This is a genomic window from Thermosynechococcus sp. (genome assembly GCF_046299655.1).
Lineage (GTDB): Bacteria > Cyanobacteriota > Cyanobacteriia > Thermosynechococcales > Thermosynechococcaceae > Thermosynechococcus.
Genome location: NZ_JBKBHZ010000002.1, coordinates 80,429 through 101,930, shown reverse-complemented (window position 1 = coordinate 101,930; position 21,502 = coordinate 80,429). Strand labels below are relative to the sequence as shown.

18 protein-coding genes and 1 tRNA gene are annotated in these 21,502 nt (G+C 54.5%); 9 read left to right on the top strand and 10 right to left on the bottom strand.

The window, feature by feature from the left end; all coding sequences use genetic code 11:
• Positions 1 to 18: 18 nt before the first annotated feature.
• The 4 genes from gcvT to ACK4HN_RS02000 all read right to left on the bottom strand — a co-directional run bounded on the left by gcvT (position 19) and on the right by ACK4HN_RS02000 (position 3,786).
• Positions 19 to 1,095 (bottom strand): glycine cleavage system aminomethyltransferase GcvT, encoded by a 1,077-nt coding sequence (gene gcvT, locus ACK4HN_RS02015; RefSeq protein WP_409868807.1) that lies wholly within the window; start codon positions 1,093 to 1,095, stop codon positions 19 to 21.
• The gene (locus tag ACK4HN_RS02010; RefSeq protein WP_409868806.1) at positions 1,088 to 3,139 is read right to left on the bottom strand and encodes a thioredoxin domain-containing protein; all 2,052 of its coding nucleotides are present in this window, start codon (positions 3,137 to 3,139) and stop codon (positions 1,088 to 1,090) included. Before ACK4HN_RS02010 ends, gcvT begins: the two co-directional genes overlap by 8 nt.
• A complete protein-coding gene (gene folB / locus ACK4HN_RS02005) occupies positions 3,123 to 3,512 on the bottom strand; it encodes a dihydroneopterin aldolase (RefSeq protein WP_409849178.1) in 390 nt (129 codons plus the stop codon). Before folB ends, ACK4HN_RS02010 begins: the two co-directional genes overlap by 17 nt.
• A gap of 193 nt (positions 3,513 to 3,705) precedes the next feature.
• Positions 3,706 to 3,786, bottom strand: a tRNA-Leu gene (locus tag ACK4HN_RS02000).
• 129 nt (positions 3,787 to 3,915) lie between these two features.
• Between ACK4HN_RS02000 and ACK4HN_RS01995 the strand changes: the two genes are divergently transcribed.
• Positions 3,916 to 4,332, top strand: coding sequence for a heavy metal-responsive transcriptional regulator (locus ACK4HN_RS01995; protein WP_409868805.1), 417 nt, complete (start codon positions 3,916 to 3,918; stop codon positions 4,330 to 4,332).
• Here the strand turns inward: ACK4HN_RS01995 and pxcA are convergent, their stop codons facing one another.
• Positions 4,333 to 5,727: a proton extrusion protein PcxA gene (gene pxcA, locus ACK4HN_RS01990; RefSeq protein WP_409868804.1), complete on the bottom strand. Its 1,395-nt coding sequence runs from the start codon at positions 5,725 to 5,727 to the stop codon at positions 4,333 to 4,335. It lies immediately after the preceding gene.
• Positions 5,728 to 5,792: 65 nt separating this feature from the next.
• On the opposite strand from pxcA, the gene ACK4HN_RS01985 reads away from it, so the two are divergent.
• The 8 genes from ACK4HN_RS01985 (at position 5,793) to ACK4HN_RS01950 (ending at position 15,404) form a co-directional block, all read left to right on the top strand.
• Positions 5,793 to 7,898 carry a recombinase family protein gene (locus ACK4HN_RS01985; protein ID WP_409868803.1) on the top strand — a complete coding sequence of 702 codons (2,106 nt, stop codon included), beginning with the start codon at positions 5,793 to 5,795 and terminating at the stop codon, positions 7,896 to 7,898.
• Between the two features lie 13 nt (positions 7,899 to 7,911).
• Positions 7,912 to 9,501 carry a methionine--tRNA ligase gene (gene metG / locus ACK4HN_RS01980; protein ID WP_409868802.1) on the top strand — a complete coding sequence of 530 codons (1,590 nt, stop codon included), beginning with the start codon at positions 7,912 to 7,914 and terminating at the stop codon, positions 9,499 to 9,501.
• 65 nt (positions 9,502 to 9,566) lie between these two features.
• The gene (locus ACK4HN_RS01975) at positions 9,567 to 10,262 is read left to right on the top strand and encodes an NYN domain-containing protein (RefSeq protein WP_409868801.1); all 696 of its coding nucleotides are present in this window, start codon (positions 9,567 to 9,569) and stop codon (positions 10,260 to 10,262) included.
• Complete coding sequence (gene lptC, locus ACK4HN_RS01970; RefSeq protein WP_409868800.1) at positions 10,249 to 11,478, top strand: LPS export ABC transporter periplasmic protein LptC; 1,230 nt, start codon at positions 10,249 to 10,251, stop codon at positions 11,476 to 11,478. The genes ACK4HN_RS01975 and lptC overlap by 14 nt, the downstream gene beginning before the upstream one ends.
• 33 nt (positions 11,479 to 11,511) lie before the next feature.
• A complete protein-coding gene (locus ACK4HN_RS01965; protein WP_409877180.1) occupies positions 11,512 to 12,105 on the top strand; it encodes a prolyl hydroxylase family protein in 594 nt (197 codons plus the stop codon).
• 50 nt (positions 12,106 to 12,155) lie between these two features.
• A complete protein-coding gene (locus ACK4HN_RS01960; protein WP_409868798.1) occupies positions 12,156 to 12,686 on the top strand; it encodes a hypothetical protein in 531 nt (176 codons plus the stop codon).
• A gap of 31 nt (positions 12,687 to 12,717) precedes the next feature.
• Positions 12,718 to 13,170, top strand: coding sequence for a hypothetical protein (locus tag ACK4HN_RS01955; protein WP_409868797.1), 453 nt, complete (start codon positions 12,718 to 12,720; stop codon positions 13,168 to 13,170).
• 209 nt (positions 13,171 to 13,379) lie between these two features.
• Positions 13,380 to 15,404 (top strand): IMS domain-containing protein, encoded by a 2,025-nt coding sequence (locus tag ACK4HN_RS01950; RefSeq protein WP_409877179.1) that lies wholly within the window; start codon positions 13,380 to 13,382, stop codon positions 15,402 to 15,404.
• Here ACK4HN_RS01950 and ACK4HN_RS01945 read toward each other — a convergent pair.
• From ACK4HN_RS01945 to glgA, 5 genes are all read right to left on the bottom strand, one after another.
• A complete protein-coding gene (locus tag ACK4HN_RS01945) occupies positions 15,397 to 16,275 on the bottom strand; it encodes a carbohydrate ABC transporter permease (RefSeq protein WP_409877178.1) in 879 nt (292 codons plus the stop codon). The two genes, ACK4HN_RS01950 and ACK4HN_RS01945, sit on opposite strands and share 8 nt — an antisense overlap.
• Complete coding sequence (carA, locus tag ACK4HN_RS01940; protein ID WP_409868794.1) at positions 16,272 to 17,420, bottom strand: glutamine-hydrolyzing carbamoyl-phosphate synthase small subunit; 1,149 nt, start codon at positions 17,418 to 17,420, stop codon at positions 16,272 to 16,274. Before carA ends, ACK4HN_RS01945 begins: the two co-directional genes overlap by 4 nt.
• Before the next feature lie 93 nt (positions 17,421 to 17,513).
• The gene (gene hrcA, locus ACK4HN_RS01935) at positions 17,514 to 18,569 is read right to left on the bottom strand and encodes a heat-inducible transcriptional repressor HrcA (RefSeq protein WP_409868793.1); all 1,056 of its coding nucleotides are present in this window, start codon (positions 18,567 to 18,569) and stop codon (positions 17,514 to 17,516) included.
• 134 nt (positions 18,570 to 18,703) lie between these two features.
• Positions 18,704 to 20,002 carry a recombinase family protein gene (locus ACK4HN_RS01930; protein WP_409877177.1) on the bottom strand — a complete coding sequence of 433 codons (1,299 nt, stop codon included), beginning with the start codon at positions 20,000 to 20,002 and terminating at the stop codon, positions 18,704 to 18,706.
• A gap of 20 nt (positions 20,003 to 20,022) precedes the next feature.
• The gene (glgA, locus tag ACK4HN_RS01925) at positions 20,023 to 21,447 is read right to left on the bottom strand and encodes a glycogen synthase GlgA (protein ID WP_409849210.1); all 1,425 of its coding nucleotides are present in this window, start codon (positions 21,445 to 21,447) and stop codon (positions 20,023 to 20,025) included.
• Positions 21,448 to 21,502: the final 55 nt, after the last annotated feature.

Below are 21,502 nucleotides of genomic sequence, written 5' to 3'. Positions count from 1 at the left end.
TTAGCGGAATGGCAGCGGCTACCGAGAGCGGCGATAGAAGGGGCGAGGAATCACCACTGCTGCGACTTGGCGATCGCGCACCTGTACCGCCAGTTCACGACCCATATGGGCAAACTCTGGAAAGACATAGCCAAGAGCGATCGCCTTTCCTAAGGTGGGAGATAAGGTGCCACTAGTAACTTCCCCCACGACCTGTGCTCCCGCATAGATTGGGTAGCCATGGCGAGCAATGCCTTTGCCCAGAAGTTCTAAGCCCACCAACTGCCGCGCAATCCCCTGCTGCTTTTGTGCCAAGAGGGCAGCACGACCCACAAAATCGGGCTTCTGCCAATCAATCAGCCAATCAAGTCCCGCCTCTAGGGGGGTGGTTTGTTCATCCATGTCTTGGCCGTAGAGGAGCATGGCCGCCTCCAATCGCAAAGTATCGCGCGCCCCTAGCCCACAGGGAGTGACACCGCATGCCAGCAGGGTTTGCCACAACTGCTGTCCCAATTCTGGGGGAAGAAGAATTTCCCAACCATCTTCGCCTGTGTAGCCAGTGCGGGCAATCCAAGCGGGCTGGCCGAGTAGGTTCACCTGAGCGTGGCGATAGGCCTTGATTTCCCCCAAGGGGCGATCGCACAGGGAAGTTAAGGTCGCTGTCGCGGCAGGGCCTTGGAGGGCAATCAGCACCTGTGTCGCTGACTCATCAATAAACTCAACACCGCTGGGTAAATACTTCTGAAACCATGCCCAGTCCTTGGCAGTGGTGGCTGCATTCCCAATACAGCGGACTTGGTCATCACCAATGTAGAGAATGACATCATCCACAATACCCCCAGACTCATTGAGGAGAACAGTGTATTTTGCTTGGCCGGGTTGGAGACGACTGAGATTGGTGGGCACTCGCTCTTGTAGTGCCGCGATCGCCGCAGAGCCGCGCAGCAGAAACTTGCCCATGTGGGAAATATCAAACATCCCCACCCGCTGCCGCACCGCTTGGTGTTCTTGCAAAATGCTGCTGTACTGGAGGGGCATCTCCCACTCGCCAAAGGGGGTAAACCGTGCCCCTTGATGCAGGGGATAGAGGGGGGTACGACGCAACGCTTCAGCCATAGGTCACCGATGGAAACAGCTCATCTAGTTGTTGTTGCAGTTGGGCAGGGGTCAGTGCCGGTTCACGGCAGCGCAAGCCTTCACAGACAAGGGCGACCGGTTCGAGGTCATGGCGAACCTTGAGGACAGCCGTTGGCAAGGAGCGATCCCAGAGGGTTGCCACCTGAGCAGGGCGCACTTGGACACCCACTGGACGCAAATACCACTGCAACGCCGCCAAAAGGCTGGGACAACTTTGGGGAGACTCCTGCATCAACTGGCTAAAGAAACGCAGTCCCTTTTCCGCCTGTTCGAGGTAGGCGGGATTCTCCGTAAGCAAAAAGAGTTGCACCAAGTTGGCGATCGCCACCCCATTGGCCGAAGGTGTCGCATTATCCAGCCCTTCCCGCTGGCGCACAATCAAGTCGGGTCGCTCGGGTGCATTGTAATAGCCGCCTCCTGTTGCCGCCAATTCCTGATCAAAAAGGGCTTGATACTCACAGGCCAACTCTAACCATGGCTGCGCCGCCTCTCCCACCGCTAAACTAGCTTGATGCAGGGCAAGCAGGGCTTGAATCCAGTAGGCATAATCCTCAGCCTGGGCCACTTCGGCCACGGTGCCCCCATAGTTGAGGCGGTAGAGTTTGCCCTGTTGATATTGATGCGCATGAAGCCATTGCGCCGCTTTAGCTGCTCGCTGCCAGTAGGTGTGCTCTCGCCAGACTTGGGCTGCCGTGGCTAAGCCAGTAATCATCAGGCTATTCCAAGCCAAAATCATTTTTGTATCGGTGACGGGGGGAATCCGTGCCGGCCAAGACCGCCCTTTTGCAGTTGCATTATCAGTGGCCACAGGAAAGGGCTGATCCATGGGCGTATCAGCACCATAGCGGCGGGCAAAGAGTTTGCGCAGAATTGGTTTTAACGCGGCAGGGTCTGCAGGGGGACGGATCTGCTTGAGGACGATTTTGCCCTCAAAGTTGCCATTGGCAGAGATGTCAAAGTGGGCTTGCAGTTGTGCCAATTCCGTTGGGGTTAGGGTCTGCTCTAGCTCTGCATATTGCCAGCAATAAAAAGCGCCCTCTTCGGGTTCAGAATCATTGGCATTGACAAAGCTATCGGCATCCTGCGCCGCATAGAAGTAACCCTCCGGGGCGGTCATTTCGCGATCTAGCCATTGAATGGTTTGGGCAATGGCCGCGGGAATCTGGGGGGAGCGATCGCCCTGTTGCCACAGCCGCGCCAAATAGGTCACAATTTGGCCATTGTCATAGAGCATTTTTTCAAAGTGGGGCACTGTCCACTGCGCATCCACAGTGTAGCGATGCCAACCCCCACCCACATGGTCATAGATACCCCCCTGCAAGAGGTTGTGTCCCCGCAGGCAGCACAGGTGCAACAGTTCTGGGGGATTGGGACTGAAAGCTAGTCCCTGGAGCAACATTTGGGCATAGGGCATCATGGGGAAGCAGGTGCCGTGGGAGCGATCCCGCAACAGGGGGGTGACGTGGCGAATCCCTGCCCTTAGGAGGTCTTCTGTCAGGGGGATGGCCTCTCCCATTTCAGCGGGGGGGGCGAGATATTGCCAGAGGGTAGCCTGTTGGGCAGCGAGCTTTTCCTTTTCTTGGTCATAGAAGCGACGCACCGCCTGCAACACCTGCAAAAACCCCGGACGACCATAGCGCGGTTGCACGGGGAAGTAGGTACCGCCATAAAAGGGACGGCGATCCTGAGGGGTGAGAAAGATATTTAGCGGCCAGCCCCCTTGACCCGTCATCAGTTGCAAGGCCTGCATATAGATGCTGTCAATATCGGGTCGCTCCTCGCGATCCACCTTAATCGGCAGGAAATAGGCATTGAGATAGGCGGCAATCTGCGGATCTGAGAAGGCTTCCCCCTCCATCACGGTGCACCAGTGGCAACTGGAATAGCCAATTGAAAGGAAAATCACTCGATCCTCTGCTGCCGCCTTGGCGAGGGCTTCCTCGCACCACGGCCACCAGTCAATGGGGTTTTCGGCGTGCTTGCGCAGATAGAGGCTGTGACACTGGCTAAGGCGATTTGGCATGGGAGCGTACCATTTCGACACTAATTTGACCCGTAAAGTTGGGCACCGGCGGAGCAAGCTTTGTAACTCGCACAGCGGCTCGCTGCACTTGGGGGGGAGCTAGGCAGAGGTTCATAATCGCTGCTGCGAGGGTCTCAAGGAGCTGAAAGCGCTGCTGCTGCATTAACTGCTCAATGGCCTGCAAAAGAGGGCGATAGTCAAGGGTATCCTCAAGGCGATCGCTGGCCGCCGCTTGTGCCATATCAAACCAGAGCTGAATATCAATCTCAAACCACTGGCCAAGAACTTGTTCCTCTGGGAGGGCACCCGTATAGCCGTAGTAGCGAATTCCCGAGAGGTGGAGACAGTCAAGTGCTGATTCGCTCAAGGACATGCATCCATAACAACACAGAAAAATTTTTAGCGGGCTGCTTGCTGTTTGTGACCTTTGACCTCTTTAACTTTATCCTCAAAATGCCGCCAAGGGTGAGCTTGAGTCTGAGTGGCTTAGCTATTCTCTTTGCCCTTTGTATTTCCCGCTTCTTAGGGGGCGATCGCCATTCACCTATAAAAGCCTATAAAAGCAATGCGGATGGCGAGACTCGAACTCGCAAGGCAAAGCCACACGCCCCTCAAACGTGCGCGTATACCAATTCCGCCACATCCGCGTAGTTTCTTATCATAACGCAAAGGGTTGAATTTCCGAAAGGGGCGATCGGGTTCGCGGGGGCAGAAAATTGAGATGAGGGGGCGCCCCTCTCTCACCACCGCTTTGTCCTACCCTTGGAAGAAGGCCCATGCATGCAGCCGCCTATTTGATTGGTACCGTTGCCCACCGCAGTGGTCTGCCCGTCAAAACCATTCGCTACTACGAGGAATTGGGACTGTTGCGAACCGTCGGCAGAACCAGTGGGGGTTATCGCCTCTTTGCTGAGGATGTCTTTGCCCGCCTGAGTTTCATTAAACGTGCCCAGTCCCTTGGCCTCACCCTGAGCGACATCAAAGCTTTTCTTGAGGTGTACGATCGCGGGGAAGTTCCCTGTGACCACATCAAGGAAAAGTTAGAGGAGAAATTGGCCGCCATTGAAGCCCAAATTCAGCAGTTGCACATTCTTAAACAGGAATTGCAAGGCCTCCTATCCGGCTGGCGATCGCCCGCACAACCCCTTGAGGGCACCATCTGTCCCATCCTTCAGCCTGTGGCGCGCTCCTAACTACTCGTTCATATTCTTGTAGGTGGCCACTGCCGAAGGGGAAATCTGGTTGAGATAACGGAAAATCCAATACTTAAACACCGTATCCAACATGACCGGAAATGTAGCAATAAACATATTGATAAAGTCCTCATTACGAGGAAGGCCAAAGTGCTCCAAAGTATTATTAACGAGCACCTCCCAGCCGTGGGGGGAGTGGAAGCCAACAAAGACATCCGTAAATAGAATAATGATAAAGGCCTTAGCACTGTCACTGAGGCCATAGACGACTTCATCCAGAAAAGCTTTAACAATCGCTAGTTGCCGTTGACCCGTAAACACCAACACCAGAAAGACAGTAAAGCCCAAAGCATCGGAGAGAATATTTTTCAGCGGTTCAATGAGTTCCTTTTGGTATTCTGTGGATAGCTCGATCGCCTTTTCGCGAATGCGGGCTTGAATCTCCTCTGGGGACACTGGCACATTACTGACAAGGCTTTCAAAACGAATTTTGTTCTCAAAGCGGGCTAGTTCATCGAGAATGTTATCTTCCAGTTGGGAGTTAATGATGCGTTCAATCTGACCCACGGCCTTAAAGTGGTTAACAAGGGGGCTAACAATCAGCGCTTTAGAAATTTGCTGGGTCAACAGGGGCAAAATCACCAGCAGTAGCATAAAGCGAACTGCTAGACGGGTACGCAGCTTTGAGGTGCGAAAATCGCGAACGACCTCAGCTTCAGTGGTTTCATCGGAATTAAGTTCACGGCGAAAGCGATCGGCGGTACGCAAAATGGAGCGGGGAATAAAGCTGCTGCTGTCAAGTTTGGAATCGTCGGTGAGGTCGTCATTGATATACTCCGACAAGTAAAGGGAATCATCCTCAATTTGGTCGAGTTTTTCGAGGGCTGCTGCCTGCTGGCGCTGTTGAGGGTCTTGGCGACTGAGGCTGGGACGGGCAAGGGCATTCAGTTCCTTTTCCCGCTGTCGTTTATAGCGGTTGAGGGTGGCGTCAATGACCCGCAGCTTTTCATAGACGCTGGGTTCCTCCGTCGTGCTGCTGACGGTAGCCCTCACTGTATAGGTCTCGGTTGGGCTATTGACACTGCCATTGACAGGAGTGGGGGGGCTTTGGAGGGGCGCAAGGGGTAAGATTTGGCGGCTGGCGCGGAACTCTGTCATCCGCATGCGAATGGTTTTCAGCAGTTGTTTTAGCTCTATCTCGAAATAACTGGAAACTTCTCCCACGGGCAAATTGAGGGGGCTAATGGGTTGGCCGTCAAAGTGTTCCAGTTCAATGGCACGAATTTTCAAAGCAGCTTCATAGGCTTCCTGGAGGGCGCGGTTGGGGGTTGTGAGGTACCACTGTTGTGCACGCTTGATCCAGTCTCTGAGGCGAATAAAGGGATTGCTGGACATTGCTGTTGTTCTCGACGGCTACCGCAAAAGCAATAAATCGATAGGATAGATAGCATCGTAGCAAATTGACTTTGTGGGCTTTGTTGGCGGTGTTGCAGTGGATTAGTGGCGGTAGTCGCAGTGGCAAAACCTATGCACTGGTGAGGGCATTTGCTCAGTGGGTCAAAGGGGAGCAGGAGACTTCAGTGATTCCTAAAGAGCGATCGCTCCTCTTTTTGACGGATACTGTCGAAGGCCGCCAAGCCATCCAAAGGGAAATTGAGGCACAGTTGGGTCATGGCTACGTGCCCTATATCGCTACGCCAATAGGCTTTATGCAGGACGAGGTCGAGCTTTTTTGGCCGCTGCTGGTGGAGGCGAAGGCTGTTGATCCCCATCCCCCTTTGCGTCTGAAACCGGAAACGGAGTTGGTGTGGGCACAACGCCTGTGGCAGCGTTGGCTAGCAAACCATACTTTTGCCGCCCTTAGTGAAAATAGCGAACAGCTCCGCTGCGCCGTCGGCGATCGCGCCACTCGCCACCTCCTTGATCTTTTTCAACTGGCGGCCTTTGCCCGCTTGAGCCTTGATGACCTGCCCCAACTGATTCGTGACCATCAGCTTGAGATGCCTTCAGAAACCGTGGAGGCGATCGTGGCTGCCCTGAAACAGTGGCAACGTTGGTGTACTGCCCACAGCCTCCTCACCTACGGCCTCACCACGTATCTATTTGGCCGCGTTCTGCTTGATCATCCCCGCTACCAAGCCTCCTTGAAGCAGCGGTTTCAGTGTCTGTTGGCTGACAATACCCACAACTATCCAGCGGTGATGGCAGATTTAATCGAACGCTGCAACCAACAGGGGATTGAGATTGTCCTGACCCACCAACCCATCGGTGCTGTGCGTCTGGGTCTCGGCGCCGATCCTGATGCCTTTCTCAGCCTGAAAAGCAAAGCCACGGTGATTGAGCAGTGCCGCCTTGCAAGAACCATTTTCGGTGAGATTGATCTCACAGGTCTTAGAAGGCAAATTCAAGAGCTGCTCACTACCCCCCAATCCACGCTGCCTGAAAGCATAGCGGCCATTCAAACCACCTCGCGAATGCAACTGCTCCAGGAAGTGGTGGGGGCGATCGCCACCGCCATTCATCAAGGGAGGGTGCAGCCCAACGAGATTGCTATCCTTGCCCCCGGTCTAGACAGTATTGCCCGCTATGTCCTCAGCAGCGAGTTAAAGAAACGCGGCATTCCCTTTGTAATCTGGAATGAGCAGCGCCCCTTGATCCACTCCCCCTTGGTACGTGCCCTCTTGACGCTGTTGCTGTTTGTTTATCCGCGAACGGGAATGATCCCAGAGGCAACAGCGGTTGCGGAGATGTTGACGGTTTTGCTACCGCGAGAAATTGATCCCGTGCGGTCAGGCCTGTTCTCTTGCTATTGTTTTCAGCCGGGCTTGGAAAAAGCTGAACTGCTGAGCACAACCCAGTACAGCCATTGGGATCGCTTTGGCTATCGGGCCACCCAGGCCTATGGGGAGCTGCGCGAGTGGCTCAGGGGGCTTGATCCTGAGAAACCCCCCGTGCATATCCTAGAGGCGGCGATTCAACGCTATCTCTGGCCCCAAAACCTGACGGCCAGTGAATTGGCTCCCCTGCGATCGCTCCTTGAGGGCACCGCCGCCTACTGGCAAACTTATGATCATCTCCCAGAATACCGAACCACGCCAACGGCTGAGCGACTACGGGAATGGATTGCTCTATTGCGACGGGGAACCGTAACCGCCGATCCCGTCCCCACCCTGCTACAACCTCAGGGGGTCTTACTGGCAACCACCTTTCAATACCGCAGTGCCCAATTGGCTCATCCTTGGCATTTTTGGCTAGACGTGGGAAGCCCGCGGTGGCAGGATGGTGGCTTGCAATGCCTCTGGCAGGCACCCATTTTTTTGCGGCAGGGGGCGGCAAGTCCCAGTGCACGGCTGTGGCAGTCGACATCAGAACGGCTAGAGCATTTGCTAGTGGATTTGTGCTCACGGGTGAGCGATCGCCTATTCCTTTGCCACAGTGACTTGGCTGCCAATGGCAGTGAGCAAGAAGGTCCCCTGAGTCCTTGGGTAGATTTGGCGGTGGGCGATCGCCCGCAAGCTGTGACCAATGGCACTATGATAAATAACGCGATTTGCTCGACCTCCTAGGGAGAAACACTGCTTGTCACCGCACTTTTCGCTGACGACCCCCCTCTACTACGTCAATGCCCTTCCCCATATTGGCAGTGCCTACACGACCATTGCTGCCGATGTGCTCGCTCGCTTTTATCGTTTGCAGGGCTATCAGGTGCGGTTTATTACGGGGACGGATGAGCATGGCCAGAAAATTGAGCGCACGGCTCAACAGCGGGGCCTCAGTCCCCAAGCCCACTGCGATGAGATTGCCGCTGGGTTTCAAGCCCTGTGGCAACAACTGAATATCCACTACGATCGCTTTAGCCGCACCACTAGTCCTCGCCACCACGCCATTGTCAACGAGTTTTTTCAGCGGGTATGGGACAACGGCGACATTTATCTCGGTCAACAACAGGGCTGGTACTGTGTCGAGTGCGAGGAATTCAAGGAAGAACGCGAACTGCTTGAGGGTCGGCGCTGCCCGATCCATGTGAATCGGACGGTGGAATGGCGAGATGAGCACAACTATTTTTTCCGCCTCTCGAAGTATCAGCAGCCGCTCTTGGACTACTACGCTGAACATCCTGACTTTGTGCAGCCCCCCAGCCGTCGCAATGAGGTGCTGAGTTTTATTGAGCGGGGGCTTCAGGACTTTTCCATTTCACGGGTGAATCTGGCGTGGGGGTTTCCCGTGCCCACGGATGCAGAGCAGACCCTCTATGTCTGGTTTGATGCCCTCTTGGGCTATGTCACGGCGCTTCTAGAACCTGAAGATGAGCCAACCTTGGCCAATGCCCTCAAAACGTGGTGGCCAATTAACCTGCACATTATCGGCAAGGATATTCTGCGCTTCCATGCCATCTCTTGGCCAGCCATGTTGATGTCGGCGGGATTGCCGCTACCAGAGCAGATCTTTGTCCATGGCTTTCTCACCAAGGATGGCCAAAAAATGGGCAAAAGTTTGGGGAATACCCTTGATCCCTTTGCCTTGGTGGCGCAATACGGTGCCGATGCGGTGCGCTACTACTTCATGAAGGAGGTGGAGTTTGGCCGTGATGGGGACTTTAGTGAGACCCGTTTTGTGAATATCCTCAATGCGGATCTTGCCAATGATTTAGGTAACTTACTCAATCGCACCCTGAAAATGGCATGGAAATATACCAATGGCAAAGTGCCCAATGTTGAAGGGTCAGGGATTGCACGAGAGCACCCCCTGCGGCAACTGGCAGAGCAGCTCTGCCAAACCTATGGCCAAGGGTACCGCCAACTGGCCTTCCATGAGGTGTGTCAACAGGCACTCACACTGGCACGGGCCGGGAATAAGTTCCTCGATGAGGAGGCGCCGTGGAAACGCTACAAGGCGGGGGAAACTGAAGCAGTGGCGGAGATTCTCTACTGCGTGTTGGAGTCAGTGCGTCTTGTGGCCTATGTATTGGCGCCGATTATCCCCCAACTGAGTGAAGCAATTTATGGGCAGCTGGGCTACAGTGTAAAATTTAACCAACCAGTTGCCCCAGACCTTTTGGGCGATCGCCAAGCCCAATGGGGTATTCTACCGGCATCACAACCTCTGGCAACTCCAGAGCCGATTTTCCAAAAACTGTCGCTTCCCTCAGGCGTCGCCACTTCTGCCTAAGCCGCGATACCCTAGAGGTATGACTTCATATTTCGATAACACACTTTTTTTGAGATGATTTCTACATGGTTACATCGTCGTCTTCAGTTATTTACACGCCAGAACAGGTGTTACAAAATCGCGGGCGCGTTGCCATCTTTATTGATGGCTCCAACCTATTTTATGCAGCCCTGCAACTGGGCATTGAAATTGACTATTCAAAACTCCTCTGCCACTTGACCCAGGGTTCCCGTCTCTTTCGCTCTTTTTTTTACACGGGGGTTGACCCCACCAATGAAAAACAGCAGGGATTTCTGCTGTGGATGCGCCGCAATGGCTATCGTGTTGTAGCCAAGGAACTTGTTCAGCTCCCCGACGGCTCTAAAAAGGCAAATCTTGACGTGGAAATTGCCGTGGATATGATGGCACTGGTAGGTTGCTATGACACTGCCATCTTGGTCAGTGGGGATGGGGATTTGGCCTATGCAGTGGATGCGGTGAGTTACCGAGGGGCACGGGTTGAGGTGGTAAGCCTGCGATCAATGACCAGCGATAGTCTGATTAACGTTGCCGATCGCTACATTGATCTCGAAAGCATTCGCGAAGAAATCCAAAAGGCGCCCCGTCCAACCTATACCTACCGCCCCGTCACGGGTAGCCTGACGCCACCCCCGATTGTTACCCCCCATTGGCAGCAAGATACCGCCGAAAGCAAAAACGAAGCTGCGGGCAATGAGTCACCCGAGACCCTAGAGAACCTAGATAACAATGCCTCTGCCTAGACCCTTCCTGCCCCTTTGCCTTGTACTGGCCTTAACAGGCTGTGGCTGGGTGGATCAATGGGTGGGTGAGGAACCATCGCCAGAACCCGAAATTACAGGTGAGGTGAAGCTGCAAAACCTTACACTGCGGCAAACCAATGAGAAGGGGGAACTCCTCTGGTTCCTGCAGGCGGCGGGAGCACGTTATCGCGATGACGATCGCCAGCAATTGGAAATTCAAAACCTGACAGGTGAGCTAAAAGCAGAGGGCAAAACTGCCTACAAGGTGCACGCCAAGGCGGTCAATGTGCGGCAGCGGGATGGGCAACTCTGGATTGAGGGTCGCACCACCGTCACAGATCTCCAGCAAAAGGGAACCATTGTTGCCGAGCAATTGGTCTGGCAGGGCGATCGCCGCGTTCTCATTGCCCAGAAGAACCTGCAAGCCCGCTATCCCCAAGTCACCATTACTGCCCAGCGCCTTGAAGCGGATAATCAACGTCAAGAACTGCGTGCCCTCAATGCCGTTCAGGTGACTTCACCCGCTAGGGATGCCAAGGATTTGCGACTCAATACGGAGAGTCTGGTGTGGCAGCAGCAGCCCAATCGGCTCTTAGCAGGAGTCAGGGGTCAAGGGGGGGTCACAGTTGTCGGCGTGGCGGGCGATCGCCAGGGACAGCGGCTGCAAGCCCAAAGGGCCATCTGGTCAATTCGGGATCAGGTAGTTATCCTTGAGGGGGGCGTTCAGGTGCAGCTTCCCAACCCCGCCCTACGGATTGAGGGCGAAACGGTGCGCTGGTTGATGCCGCAGCAGCAATTGATGAGCGATCGCCCCCTGCGGGTACAATACCCCAGCCAAGGCATTCAAGGGCAGGCCAACCGCGGTGTCTTCCTGATTGCTGAAAACCGTGCCGTCTTTGACAATGCCCAGATCAAGAGTCAACCCCAACAGGCACACCTGCGTGCCCAACGCCTCAATTGGTGGATTTCCCAAGCGCGGGTAGAAGCTAGCGGTCAAGTGGAAATTCAGCGACCTAATGCCCACCTGCGCACCGCTCAACTGATTTGGCGGATTCCCCAACAGGAGGTGGAAGCCCAGGGCGGCGTCTTCTACCGCCAGAGCAATCCCCGCCTGCAAGTGCAGGGAGAGCGGGCAAAAGGGTGGCTGGATCGCCAAGAGGTGATTGTCAATGGCAGGGTTCAAAGTAAAGTGGCGGTGCAACTACGCCTCCCCTAAGCCTATGGTAGAGATAGCGACAATCTTTGCCCTATGAGTGCTGCACCGCTGCAAATTCTTGACTTGGGGGGTGAGATTCTCCTCTTCCAGCGTCTGATTCCGGCACAGCAGTGTCAGCAGGTGATTGCTACGGCTGAGAAGGTGGGGTTTGAAGATGCGCAAATTCTCATGGGGACAGTGGATCGTTCGGTACGCGGCGGCGGTCTCCTGCGCTTTGATCCCCAAGACCCCCAACAGGACATGATGCGGCAGATTCTTCTGCAAGCCACGCAAATAATTCAAATCGTCCTCTACCAGCACTATGGGATTCGCTTTCCTGAAATTGAGAACTTCTCAATCCTGCGCTATCGCGTGGGTGAGGGCTATCGCCGCCATGTGGACAACCTATTGCTAGCCAGTCGGCAAATGGAACTGGCGCAAGGTATCCCAACGCGGGATGTGAGTCTGGTGGGCTATCTCAATGAGGATTTTCAGGGGGGAGAAACCTATTTTGATCGCCAAGGGGTAAAGATCACCCCCCGCACGGGGGATGTTGTCGTCTTTCCTGCCTACTACACCCATCCCCATGCTGCCTTGCCCGTGGTGCAGGGTACGAAATATGCCTTTGCCACTTGGTTATTCTATTGATGGACGATGATGAATCCTTTAGGCAGTAACTAGGCAACGACCAAACGACCATGAGTGAACCCCTGCGCTTCAAAACCTCGCCCCTGATTTCTGGAACCCTCATTGCCCTCTATGGCGCCCTCACCCTTCCTCTACCCTTTTTGGCGGTACAGACGGCGGCTCCCATTTCACCCCTGCTCCTTTGGGGGGCGATCGCCCTCGGGGGCGTGTTGCTCTGGGGGGCGCTGAGTCAGCGGGTAGAACTGGATGCGCAAGGGATTCGCCTCACCTATCCCGGTTGGGTTCCCCCCTTCCTGCGGCGGCAGTGGCAACTGACTTGGTCAGAGATTCAAGGGCTGCAGCCCCGCAGCACCAGCCAAGGGGGCTTGGTCTATTATCTGGTGACTGCCAGCGGCCAAGGGTATCTGCTGCCGATGCGAGTAGCGGGGTTTGCCCAAATGATGCGTGCCATTGAAGCCCATACGGGATTGCCCACAGCGGTGATTAAGCCCCTTGCGCAGCCTTGGATGTACGGTATTTTGGCCGTCTTTACGCTGCTCCTACTGGCCATGGATCTATGGATTCTAACGACTGTGGGATAATGGGGGCGTGTCGAGGTGTTGAGCGATAACCATGAGTGCGAATCGGTTTGTGGGCTATCTGCGTCGAGGAGTGGTGTGCTTGCTCCTGAGTGTCCTGTGCTGGTCAAGTGTTGCCACGCTGCCGGCGATCGCCACCATTCCAGTGCGGCTCTTTGACTTGAGTTACCACGAATGTCCGCCAGAAATTGGCGAAGGTTCAGTGACCTCCGGCGGCACGACCCTCAAGGCCAACTGCTACCTAATTACTGGCAAAGCAGAGAATAAATCCGGCAAAACGGTGGTGGATGCCGATGTCTTTGGTCGTATCTACGATGCCAATGGCAATCCAGTGTTGCAAAACCGCACACGGGTTGGCGCGATCGATGTCATTCCACCGGGCATCAGTGATTTTGAAATCCGCATTAGCGTGCCCTACAACCAACCAACGCCCTTGCACTTAGAGCAATTTAAGGCCTCTGGCTTTACGTCAAAGGTGCGGGGCTAAGCACCCATTGCAGAGCGCCTCACACTCCGACTAATGGGCAAAAACTGTGATACCCTAGAACGCCTGATGCTTCCTTGTTTGGGGAACACTCACACTCTGCAGTGTTCTGCTTAAGACAGAGCAAGGGTTAGCAGTGGTTCCCTGTTCTTGCTGTAAAAACAAAGCATTGTTGTTGATGGACGGGTTGATCTATAGAGGTTTGGGTTCAGGTGCGCATTCCCCTCGACTATTACCAAGTGCTCGGTGTGCCCATTCAGGCAACGCCAGAGCAAATTGAGCAAGCGTTTCAAGACCGCTTGTTGCAACTGCCCACCCACCAACACTCTCCCGTCACCGTTGCCACCCGTCGTGAACTGATTGAACAAGCCTATGCGGTACTGCGAGAACCGGAGCAGCGCCAGGCCTACGATCGCCACTGCCGTACCGCTGATCCCGATGATCTAATTGCCCAGTTGGATTCCGATGCCACCGCTCCCCACCTTGAAATTAGTGATCAGCAATTTTCGGGGGCGCTCCTTCTCCTCTATGAACTGGGGAACTATACCCAAGTGGTCAAACTGGGAGAACAATTCCTAAAGGGGGATGCCTTTGATCTCAACCGCCCCTATACCTCCTCTGCCGCTGTTGCTGACATTACGCTCACTGTGGCTTTGGCCTATCTGGAATTGGGACGCGAGGAATGGCAACGGCAGTCCTACCAAGCAGCCGCCTCTCGCCTAGAAGCCGGACTAGGGGTACTTCAGCGGGGGAACCTGTTTCCCGACCTTCAAGAGCAGTTTCAGACGGAACTGAATCGCCTGCGTCCCTACCGCATTCTGGAGTTACTGGCACGGCCTCTGTCCGATAGTGTCAATCGGCAGCGGGGTATTTTATTGCTGCGGGAGATGCTCAAGGATCGCGGGGGCATTGAAGGTCGCCATGACGATTACTCTGGCCTAGGGGTTGAGGATTTTCTGAAATTTATTTTGCAACTGCGCAACCATCTCACCGTCGCAGAGCAACAGGAACTCTTTGAACGGGAATCGCGGCGTCCCTCGGCAGTTGCGACTTATCTGGCAGTTCATGCGCTGGTGGCACGGGGCGTCCAAGAGCTTCAGCCCGCCTATATTCGCCACGCCAAGGATTTACTAGAGCGGCTCTTGCCCAATCAAGACATCTACCTTGAACTGGCCAGTTGTTTACTGCTTTTGGGACAACCGGCGGAGGCATTGGCCGCTCTTGATCAATCCCAAGATCAGCAGAGTCTTGCCTTTATCCGCCGTCACTCCAATGACTCTAGCGATCTGCTACCGGGGCTGTACTACTACACAGAGCAATGGCTACGGGAGGAAATTTATCCTGCCTTTCGAGATCTAGGCGAAGCACCAGTAGCCTTGGATGCCTACTTTGCCGATCCCAATATCCAAACCTACCTAGAGGCTCTCAGTGACAACGCCATGACCCCTGAACCAGCGGCGACCACTGCCTCGCCACTTCCTGAAGTCATTAGACCAACGGTGGCCGTGCCGCCTCCTGTCTCCTTCACAGCGGAAACGCTACCTTTGGAGTATCATACTGGCTGCGGTCAAGGCTTGTCTGTGCCGCCTTCCACTGCTTCTGCGACTAGAACGGAGACAGCCACACCCCAAATCTCCACCCGCAAACGGCGCAGCGCAGCTAGTTATCACAAAAAACGTCAGGCCTGGTTTTGGATGGGTGCAGGGGTTGTCTTGGTTGGTTTAGGGGCCTTGGCAAAACTCTATTGGCCAGCCAAAACGGCTGAAGCCCCCACCCCGCCACCGCCAGTGACACCAATGCCGACTCCTGTAGCAACGCCGACCCCGACTCCACAACCAACGACCTTAGCCACATCCGTGACACCGGAGACGGTGCGCGATCGCCTCCGCACGTGGCAGCAAATTAAGGCCCAAGCCCTTGGCACGGCATTTGCAATAGACAAACTAGCAACAATTTTGGCGGAGCCAGAACTCAGCCGCTGGCGATCGCGGGCACAGGGCTTAAAGTCCGAGGGCAGCCATTGGGTTTATACCCTAAAGAACCTAGAGGTAAAGGAAGTGCGTCCCCAAGGGAGCGATCGCGTGGAGGTGTTGACGGAAGTCCATGAGGATGCCCGTTTTTATGAACAGGGGACACTGCGCAATGACATTTCCTACAGCGATCCCTACCGCGTTATTTACACCTTGATTCGGCGCGGAGATCAGTGGCTGATTCAACGCATGCAGGTGCTCAATTAAGGGGCATTTCCACTTGGCGGCCAAACTTAAGATTCAGAAGGGACAATGACAGGATAAATAGGAATAAAACCAGTCCCATCGTGCAAGCGTAGTTAATTTCCAAACGCTGAAAGGCATTCTCGTAAATGTAATAAACAATAGTCTTGGAGCTATTGAGGGGGCCTCCTTGGGTCATCACATAGACCTCTTCAAAGACCTTAGTGGCAGAAATCGCCGAGAGAATGCTCACCAAAAAAATATAGGGGCGCATCAGCGGCAACGTGATATCCCAATGCTGCTGCCATCCCTCACTGCCATCGAGCGCTGCCGCTTCGTAGAGTTCACTACTAATCCCCTGCAATCCTGCCAAATAAATCACCATGTAGTAGCCCAAGCCTTTCCAGACGGTGACGGCCATGACACTAAAGAGGGCGAGGTGGGGACTCGTCAGCCAAGGGATTGGGGTGTCCCGTAGATGGAGACCCTGTACCAGTTGATTCAAGAGGCCATTGGGAGCGTAGAGCCAGCGCCAAGCAATCCCCGCCACCACCATGGAGACAATCACCGGACTATAGTAAGCCGCCCGAAACCAGTGGATGCCCCGCAGGGGTTGATTGACCAAAATCGCCAATAGCAGGGGAGCGATCGCCAGAATCGGCACCACCACCACTAGATAGAGGAAAGTATTGCCCAAGGTTTTCCAGAAGACACCATCACGCCACAACTGTGCAAAATTGGCCCACCCCACCCACACAGGGGGACTCAGGAGATCGGTTTCATAGCGGCTGAAACTGAGGAAAAAGGCCTGTAGCGCTGGCCAGAACACGGTTAAGGTCAGCAACCCCACGGCAGGGGCAAGAAAGAGGTAAGGGGTGAGCGATCGCCCTTTCATGGGTTGCGGGGATGTTGCTGGCGATAGGTACGCATTTGCGCCACAAACTCGCCAAAGAGGTAATCGGCATCGTGGGGGCCAGGGCTGGCCTCAGGGTGATACTGCACTGAGAAAACGGGCAAGGTTTGGTGCTTCAGACCGGCAACGGTGTGGTCATTGAGGTTAAAGTGGGTAATTTCAACGGGGGCTTGGGCAAGGGATTCTTCGGTAATGGCAAAGCCGTGGTTTTGGCTGGTAATTTCTACTTCCCGCGTCAGGCCAGCGGGCTGGTTCAACCCTCGGTGACCAAACTTGAGCTTGAAGGTTTCCGCTCCCAAGGAAAGTCCCAACAACTGATGCCCCAGACAAATGCCAAACATGGGACGCTGCGCCGCCAGTAATTTGCGCACTGTCTCAATGCCCTCCTGAACTGCCGCAGGGTCACCGGGGCCATTGGAGAGGAAAATGCCATCGGGGTCATAGCTGAGAATCGTTTCCGCTGATGTATCTGCCGGCACGACAATCACACGGCAGCCATAGCTGGCCAACCGACGGAGGATATTGCGCTTGACGCCAAAGTCAATGGCCACAACCGTCAAGGGTGGCTCTTCAGTGGTGGTTTGGGGACGGAATTCCCAAGCGGGGGGCGTTGGCTCTGTCCATTCATAGGGGGTGCGGGTGGTGACCACTTTAGCTAGATTTTGTCCCTGCATACTGGGGGCGGCAAGGACTTGTTGCAGCAGTTCAACGGGGTCAAGAATTTCCGTGGAGATGCCGCCATTCATGGCACCGACGGTGCGAATTTTGCGGGTGAGGGCACGGGTGTCAATGCCATAAATTGCGGGAATGCGATGGGCTTTGAGGTAATCAGGTAAGGATTGTTGCGATCGCCAGTTACTGGGAATGTCACAAATATTGCGAGCAACCGCACCGCGCACTTGGGGGCGATCGGACTCATCATCTTCGGGGGTGGTTCCCGTATTGCCTAACTCAGGGTAGGTAAATGTCACAATTTGACCACAATAACTGGGGTCAGTGAGCACCTCTTGATAACCCGTCATGCCCGTATTAAAGACCACCTCGCCAATGGCCGTTCCCGGTGCCCCAAAGGAAAAACCGCGAAAGACTGAACCATCGGCGAGAACCAGCAAGGCGGGTGTAGGCATTTCAATCTCTCCAACTGGGAAAGCCCAATAGTTTATTGTGCATGATAAAGTCAGCCGTTGACTGTGCAGGAATTGTTTAATGTTTTGATTTTCTTACTTGCGGCGACTCACCTGCTCGGTCAAATAATCTGCCGCTGTGGCCACTAGGGGAATAATCCGTGCATAGGGCATCCGCGTCGGTCCGAGAATGCCAATACTGCCTACGGGAGAATCTCCATAGCAATAACAGGAATAGACTAATGTACAGGACTGCATCGGCGCCAGGGTATTTTCCTTACCAATGCGGATTTGCACTTGGGAGGGGGCTTGGCTATCAGCGCTGATCAGGGGAGCCAGTTGATCCTGTTGATCTTCGAGAAGATGCAGGAGCATTTGCACCTGTTCCACTTGCGAAAACTCCGGCTGCTGGAGGACATCGGCAAGGCCACTGATGACAAAAGAAGTGCCCTGGTGACTGTAGCGATCGCTCAATTGTTGCAGTAGGCTTTGAAGCTGCTGACTGTAGGCCTGAAATTCCAAATCCAGTTTTTGCCAGTCAATGGCACTGAGTTCCACCAGCGATCGCCCCTGCAACTGATGATTGAGGAAATTGGTCAGTACCTGCAATGTGCGTTCCCGCAGCTCAGGGTCTTCTTCTTGACCCAACTGAATTAGCGCCGACTGGGTTTCATAGGTATCGAGAACAAGGATCACCATCACCTGCTGCGGATCCAAAGCAACCAGTTGAATCACCCGAATCTGCCGCTCCAAGCGATTGGGCAGCGTAATCAGCGTAATGTAACCGCTAAGATCCGAGAGCAACTGCGCCGCTTGCCGCAAGATCACCTCAAGGCGCTGCTGTCCCCAAATAAACCGCTCACTCAAGAGAGTCTCGGCTTTGCGAGCGACATCGGGAATAGGTTGGACCAGTTCATCTACATAAACGCGATAGCCAGAATCAGAAGGCACCCGCCCTGCGGAGGTGTGGGGTTGGTAAAGTAGGCCGCTTTTTTCAAGGAGTAACATGGTATTGCGCACCGTGGCCGGACTAACGTTGAGGTTGTACTCCGTGGCGATCGCCTTTGAGCCGACGGGTTCTGCCGTGGCAATGTAATGGTTAATTGTGGCGCCAAGAATTTGCTTTTGGCGATCGCTGAGTTCAATCGTCATAACCCCTTACACCTGCGATTTCTTATTGATGTTTTTTATCTATCTATAAACTAACGTTTCTATTTCAGCAATGATGCCCTGCCATGGTTATGGGTTATGGCGGGGGAACCTTACCTCAAGAGTACTAGAAATGCCTAAGAAACACCGCCAATAGGGGATTCCCAAATAAATCGCAGATGAATAGACCAGGGCTGTGGGGGGCGGCTGGTGACCTCTATGGCACGTAAAAACTCCCGTAGATAGAACCGTTGCTCTGCTGCTGAGAGTTGGTACCAAAATTGCGGCTGACCAAGGGTAACCGCCAGTTGCAAAAGATTACTAGGGGGCAATTGGGATTGTTGCGCCTCCAGTCGTGCCCGTTCTCCAGCCAGTTTATAGCGGCGCAGCTCAGCCGTTTCCCCGTCTAAGAGGCCTTGGCGTTCTAGTTCAGTGAGTTGTTGCAGTTGCCTGTCAATCGCTTCCATTTGGGTGGTGAGGGTTGGCAACGGTAGGCAAAGTTGGGCGATCGCAGGCGGTAGGCGTTTGGCAATTTGATCAATGACAGCAGCTAGGGCTGCGTCGTAGGGAATGCTGCGACACTTGGGGGAAAAGGGACAGTGGAGGGGACGCAAATAGGCATATTGGCTGGGTTGGCGGTAGGGTTGCACCTGAGTCCGGCCAAAGCGTTGCTGACATTCGCCACAAATGACCAATCCCGCCAGAGGATGGGGCGCACTGGCACTGCGACGGGGTAGAGAGCGTTGGCGCCGCAACAGCCGATCCACCTGAGCTGCTTCATCGGGCGCAATCAAGGGGGCATGGGTATGGGGAATCACCGTCTTCCCTTGGTAGTAGAGATGGCCGCGATAGACGGGGTGGGTCAACCAGCGGCGACCCGTCGCCACGCTAATCCGCTTGTGGTAGGTGTCGGCAATAAAGCGCACTGCTGCACTGAGGGAACCGTAGAGGAGAAAATGCTCAACAAAATCCTTGACAACAACGGCTGCCGCTCGATCAATCACATAGTGCTCTTTACCCCGGCGATAGCCATAGGGGGCACGCCCCGGCGGCGGACGGCGCTTGAGACGATTGCGGGCATGGCTGTGGCAGAGGGTTTGCTGGTGGAGTTGTTGCTTTACCTGATCCCAAAGGAATAGGACTTGATCTCCACTGGGGGGGCGATCGCTGACATAGCCTTCGGCCAAGGCAATCACAGTGATATTCGCTGCCTCCAGTTGCCGCAGGCGATCGCTCACTTCCACCACCGTTTGACCTAGGGCACTCAACTGGTGCAACAGCCAATACCCGGGCGCTAATCGCTGCAACCAGTACCGCAACTGCGGCCGGCTGGCCTGTACATCCAGCACCCAGTGATCAATCTCCGGCCCCCATGCTTGAGGATCGGGTAGCGGCTGCCAGAGGGGATCAATGTACTCGTAGGCAATAATGACCACGCATTAGATAGTCCCAATGATCAGGTCGTTGCCGGTACCAGCGTTGGACTAGGATTGGGCATCGCGTCCGGCGGCAACCCATAAATGGAGTTATAGAGGGCATTGTAGGCTCGTGCTGATTTTGTCCAGCTAAAGTCCTCACGCATACCCCGCTGCTGGAGGGTGTGCCACTCCCGTTTGTAGCGGTACCCTTCCCAAGCCCGCACTAAACAGGTGTAGAAGTCAAGGGGTTCATAGCGGTCAAAGCAGTAGCCCGTTCCCGTTTGCTGCTCTGGGTCATGGTGAGAGACCGTATCCACAAGACCCCCCGTGCGGCGCACAATTGGCACACAGCCATAGCGCAGGGCAATCATTTGGGAAATGCCACAGGGTTCAAAGCGGCTCGGCATAATGAAGGCATCTGCTCCGCCATAGATGCGTCGTGATAAGACATCACTGTAGAGCAACTGGACACTACAGCGCCCCGGAAACCGTGAGGCAATTTGCCACATTTGGGTTTCGTAGTAGCGATCGCCCGTTCCTAGGAGAACAAACTGGCTATCAGTGTAGGCCAAAAAGCGATCCAGCACCTGAATCAAGAGATCCAACCCCTTTTGTTCCACCAAGCGGGTAACCATCCCCACCAAGAAAGCGCCGGAGTTCACCTCTAGTCCCAGTTCCTCCTGGAGGGCAATTTTGTTGGCCTTACGGCGCTCGAGGGTATCCACGGTGTAGTTTTGCGCAAGGGCGCGATCGGTACTGGGATCAAAGCTTTCTGTATCAATGCCATTGAGAATCCCGGAGAGCTTGCCGCTAATAAACGACAGCAGTCCCTCCAGTTTCTCGCCATATTCGGGGGTTTTAATCTGTTCGGCGTAGGTGGGCGAAACGGTATTGACGCGATCAGCATACTGCACGGCTGCCGCCATTGTGTTGTGCCCCTGCATGTACCACGGACACCAAGTGATTTGCTCAAGACGCCACCGCCAAGGCCCTTGGTAGGCCAAGTTATGGATTGTGAACACAGTGGTAATGTCGGGATCTTGGTGCATCCACACTGGGATCATCCCCGTGTGCCAATCGTGGCAATGGATAATCTGGGGCTTCCAGTAGTTCCAAGCAAATTCTGCTGCCCCATTGGCAAAGAAGGTGAACCGCCAGTCCTCATCCTCACCGTAGTAGATGCGGCGGGGATTAAAGCAGGGATGGCCAAAAAGGTAAAGGGGAACATCCGACCCTGGCAACACGGTTTCATAGACATGGAACGTCTGAAACATGGCATGGCCAATCCAGATGGGATCCTTGGGAATCTCCACCTTATCGGGTAAAAAGCCATAGTAGGGCAAAAAAATGCGCACATCATGCCCCATGCGGCGTAACACCTTGGGCAGGGAGCCAACCACATCTCCCATGCCCCCCACTTTCGCAAGTGGTGCTGCCTCAGCAGCCACAAATAGAATTCGCATGATCCTCCTGAACCTGTCTTTGGCCAATTCTGCGGGCAACGCAATTGCCGTTAAC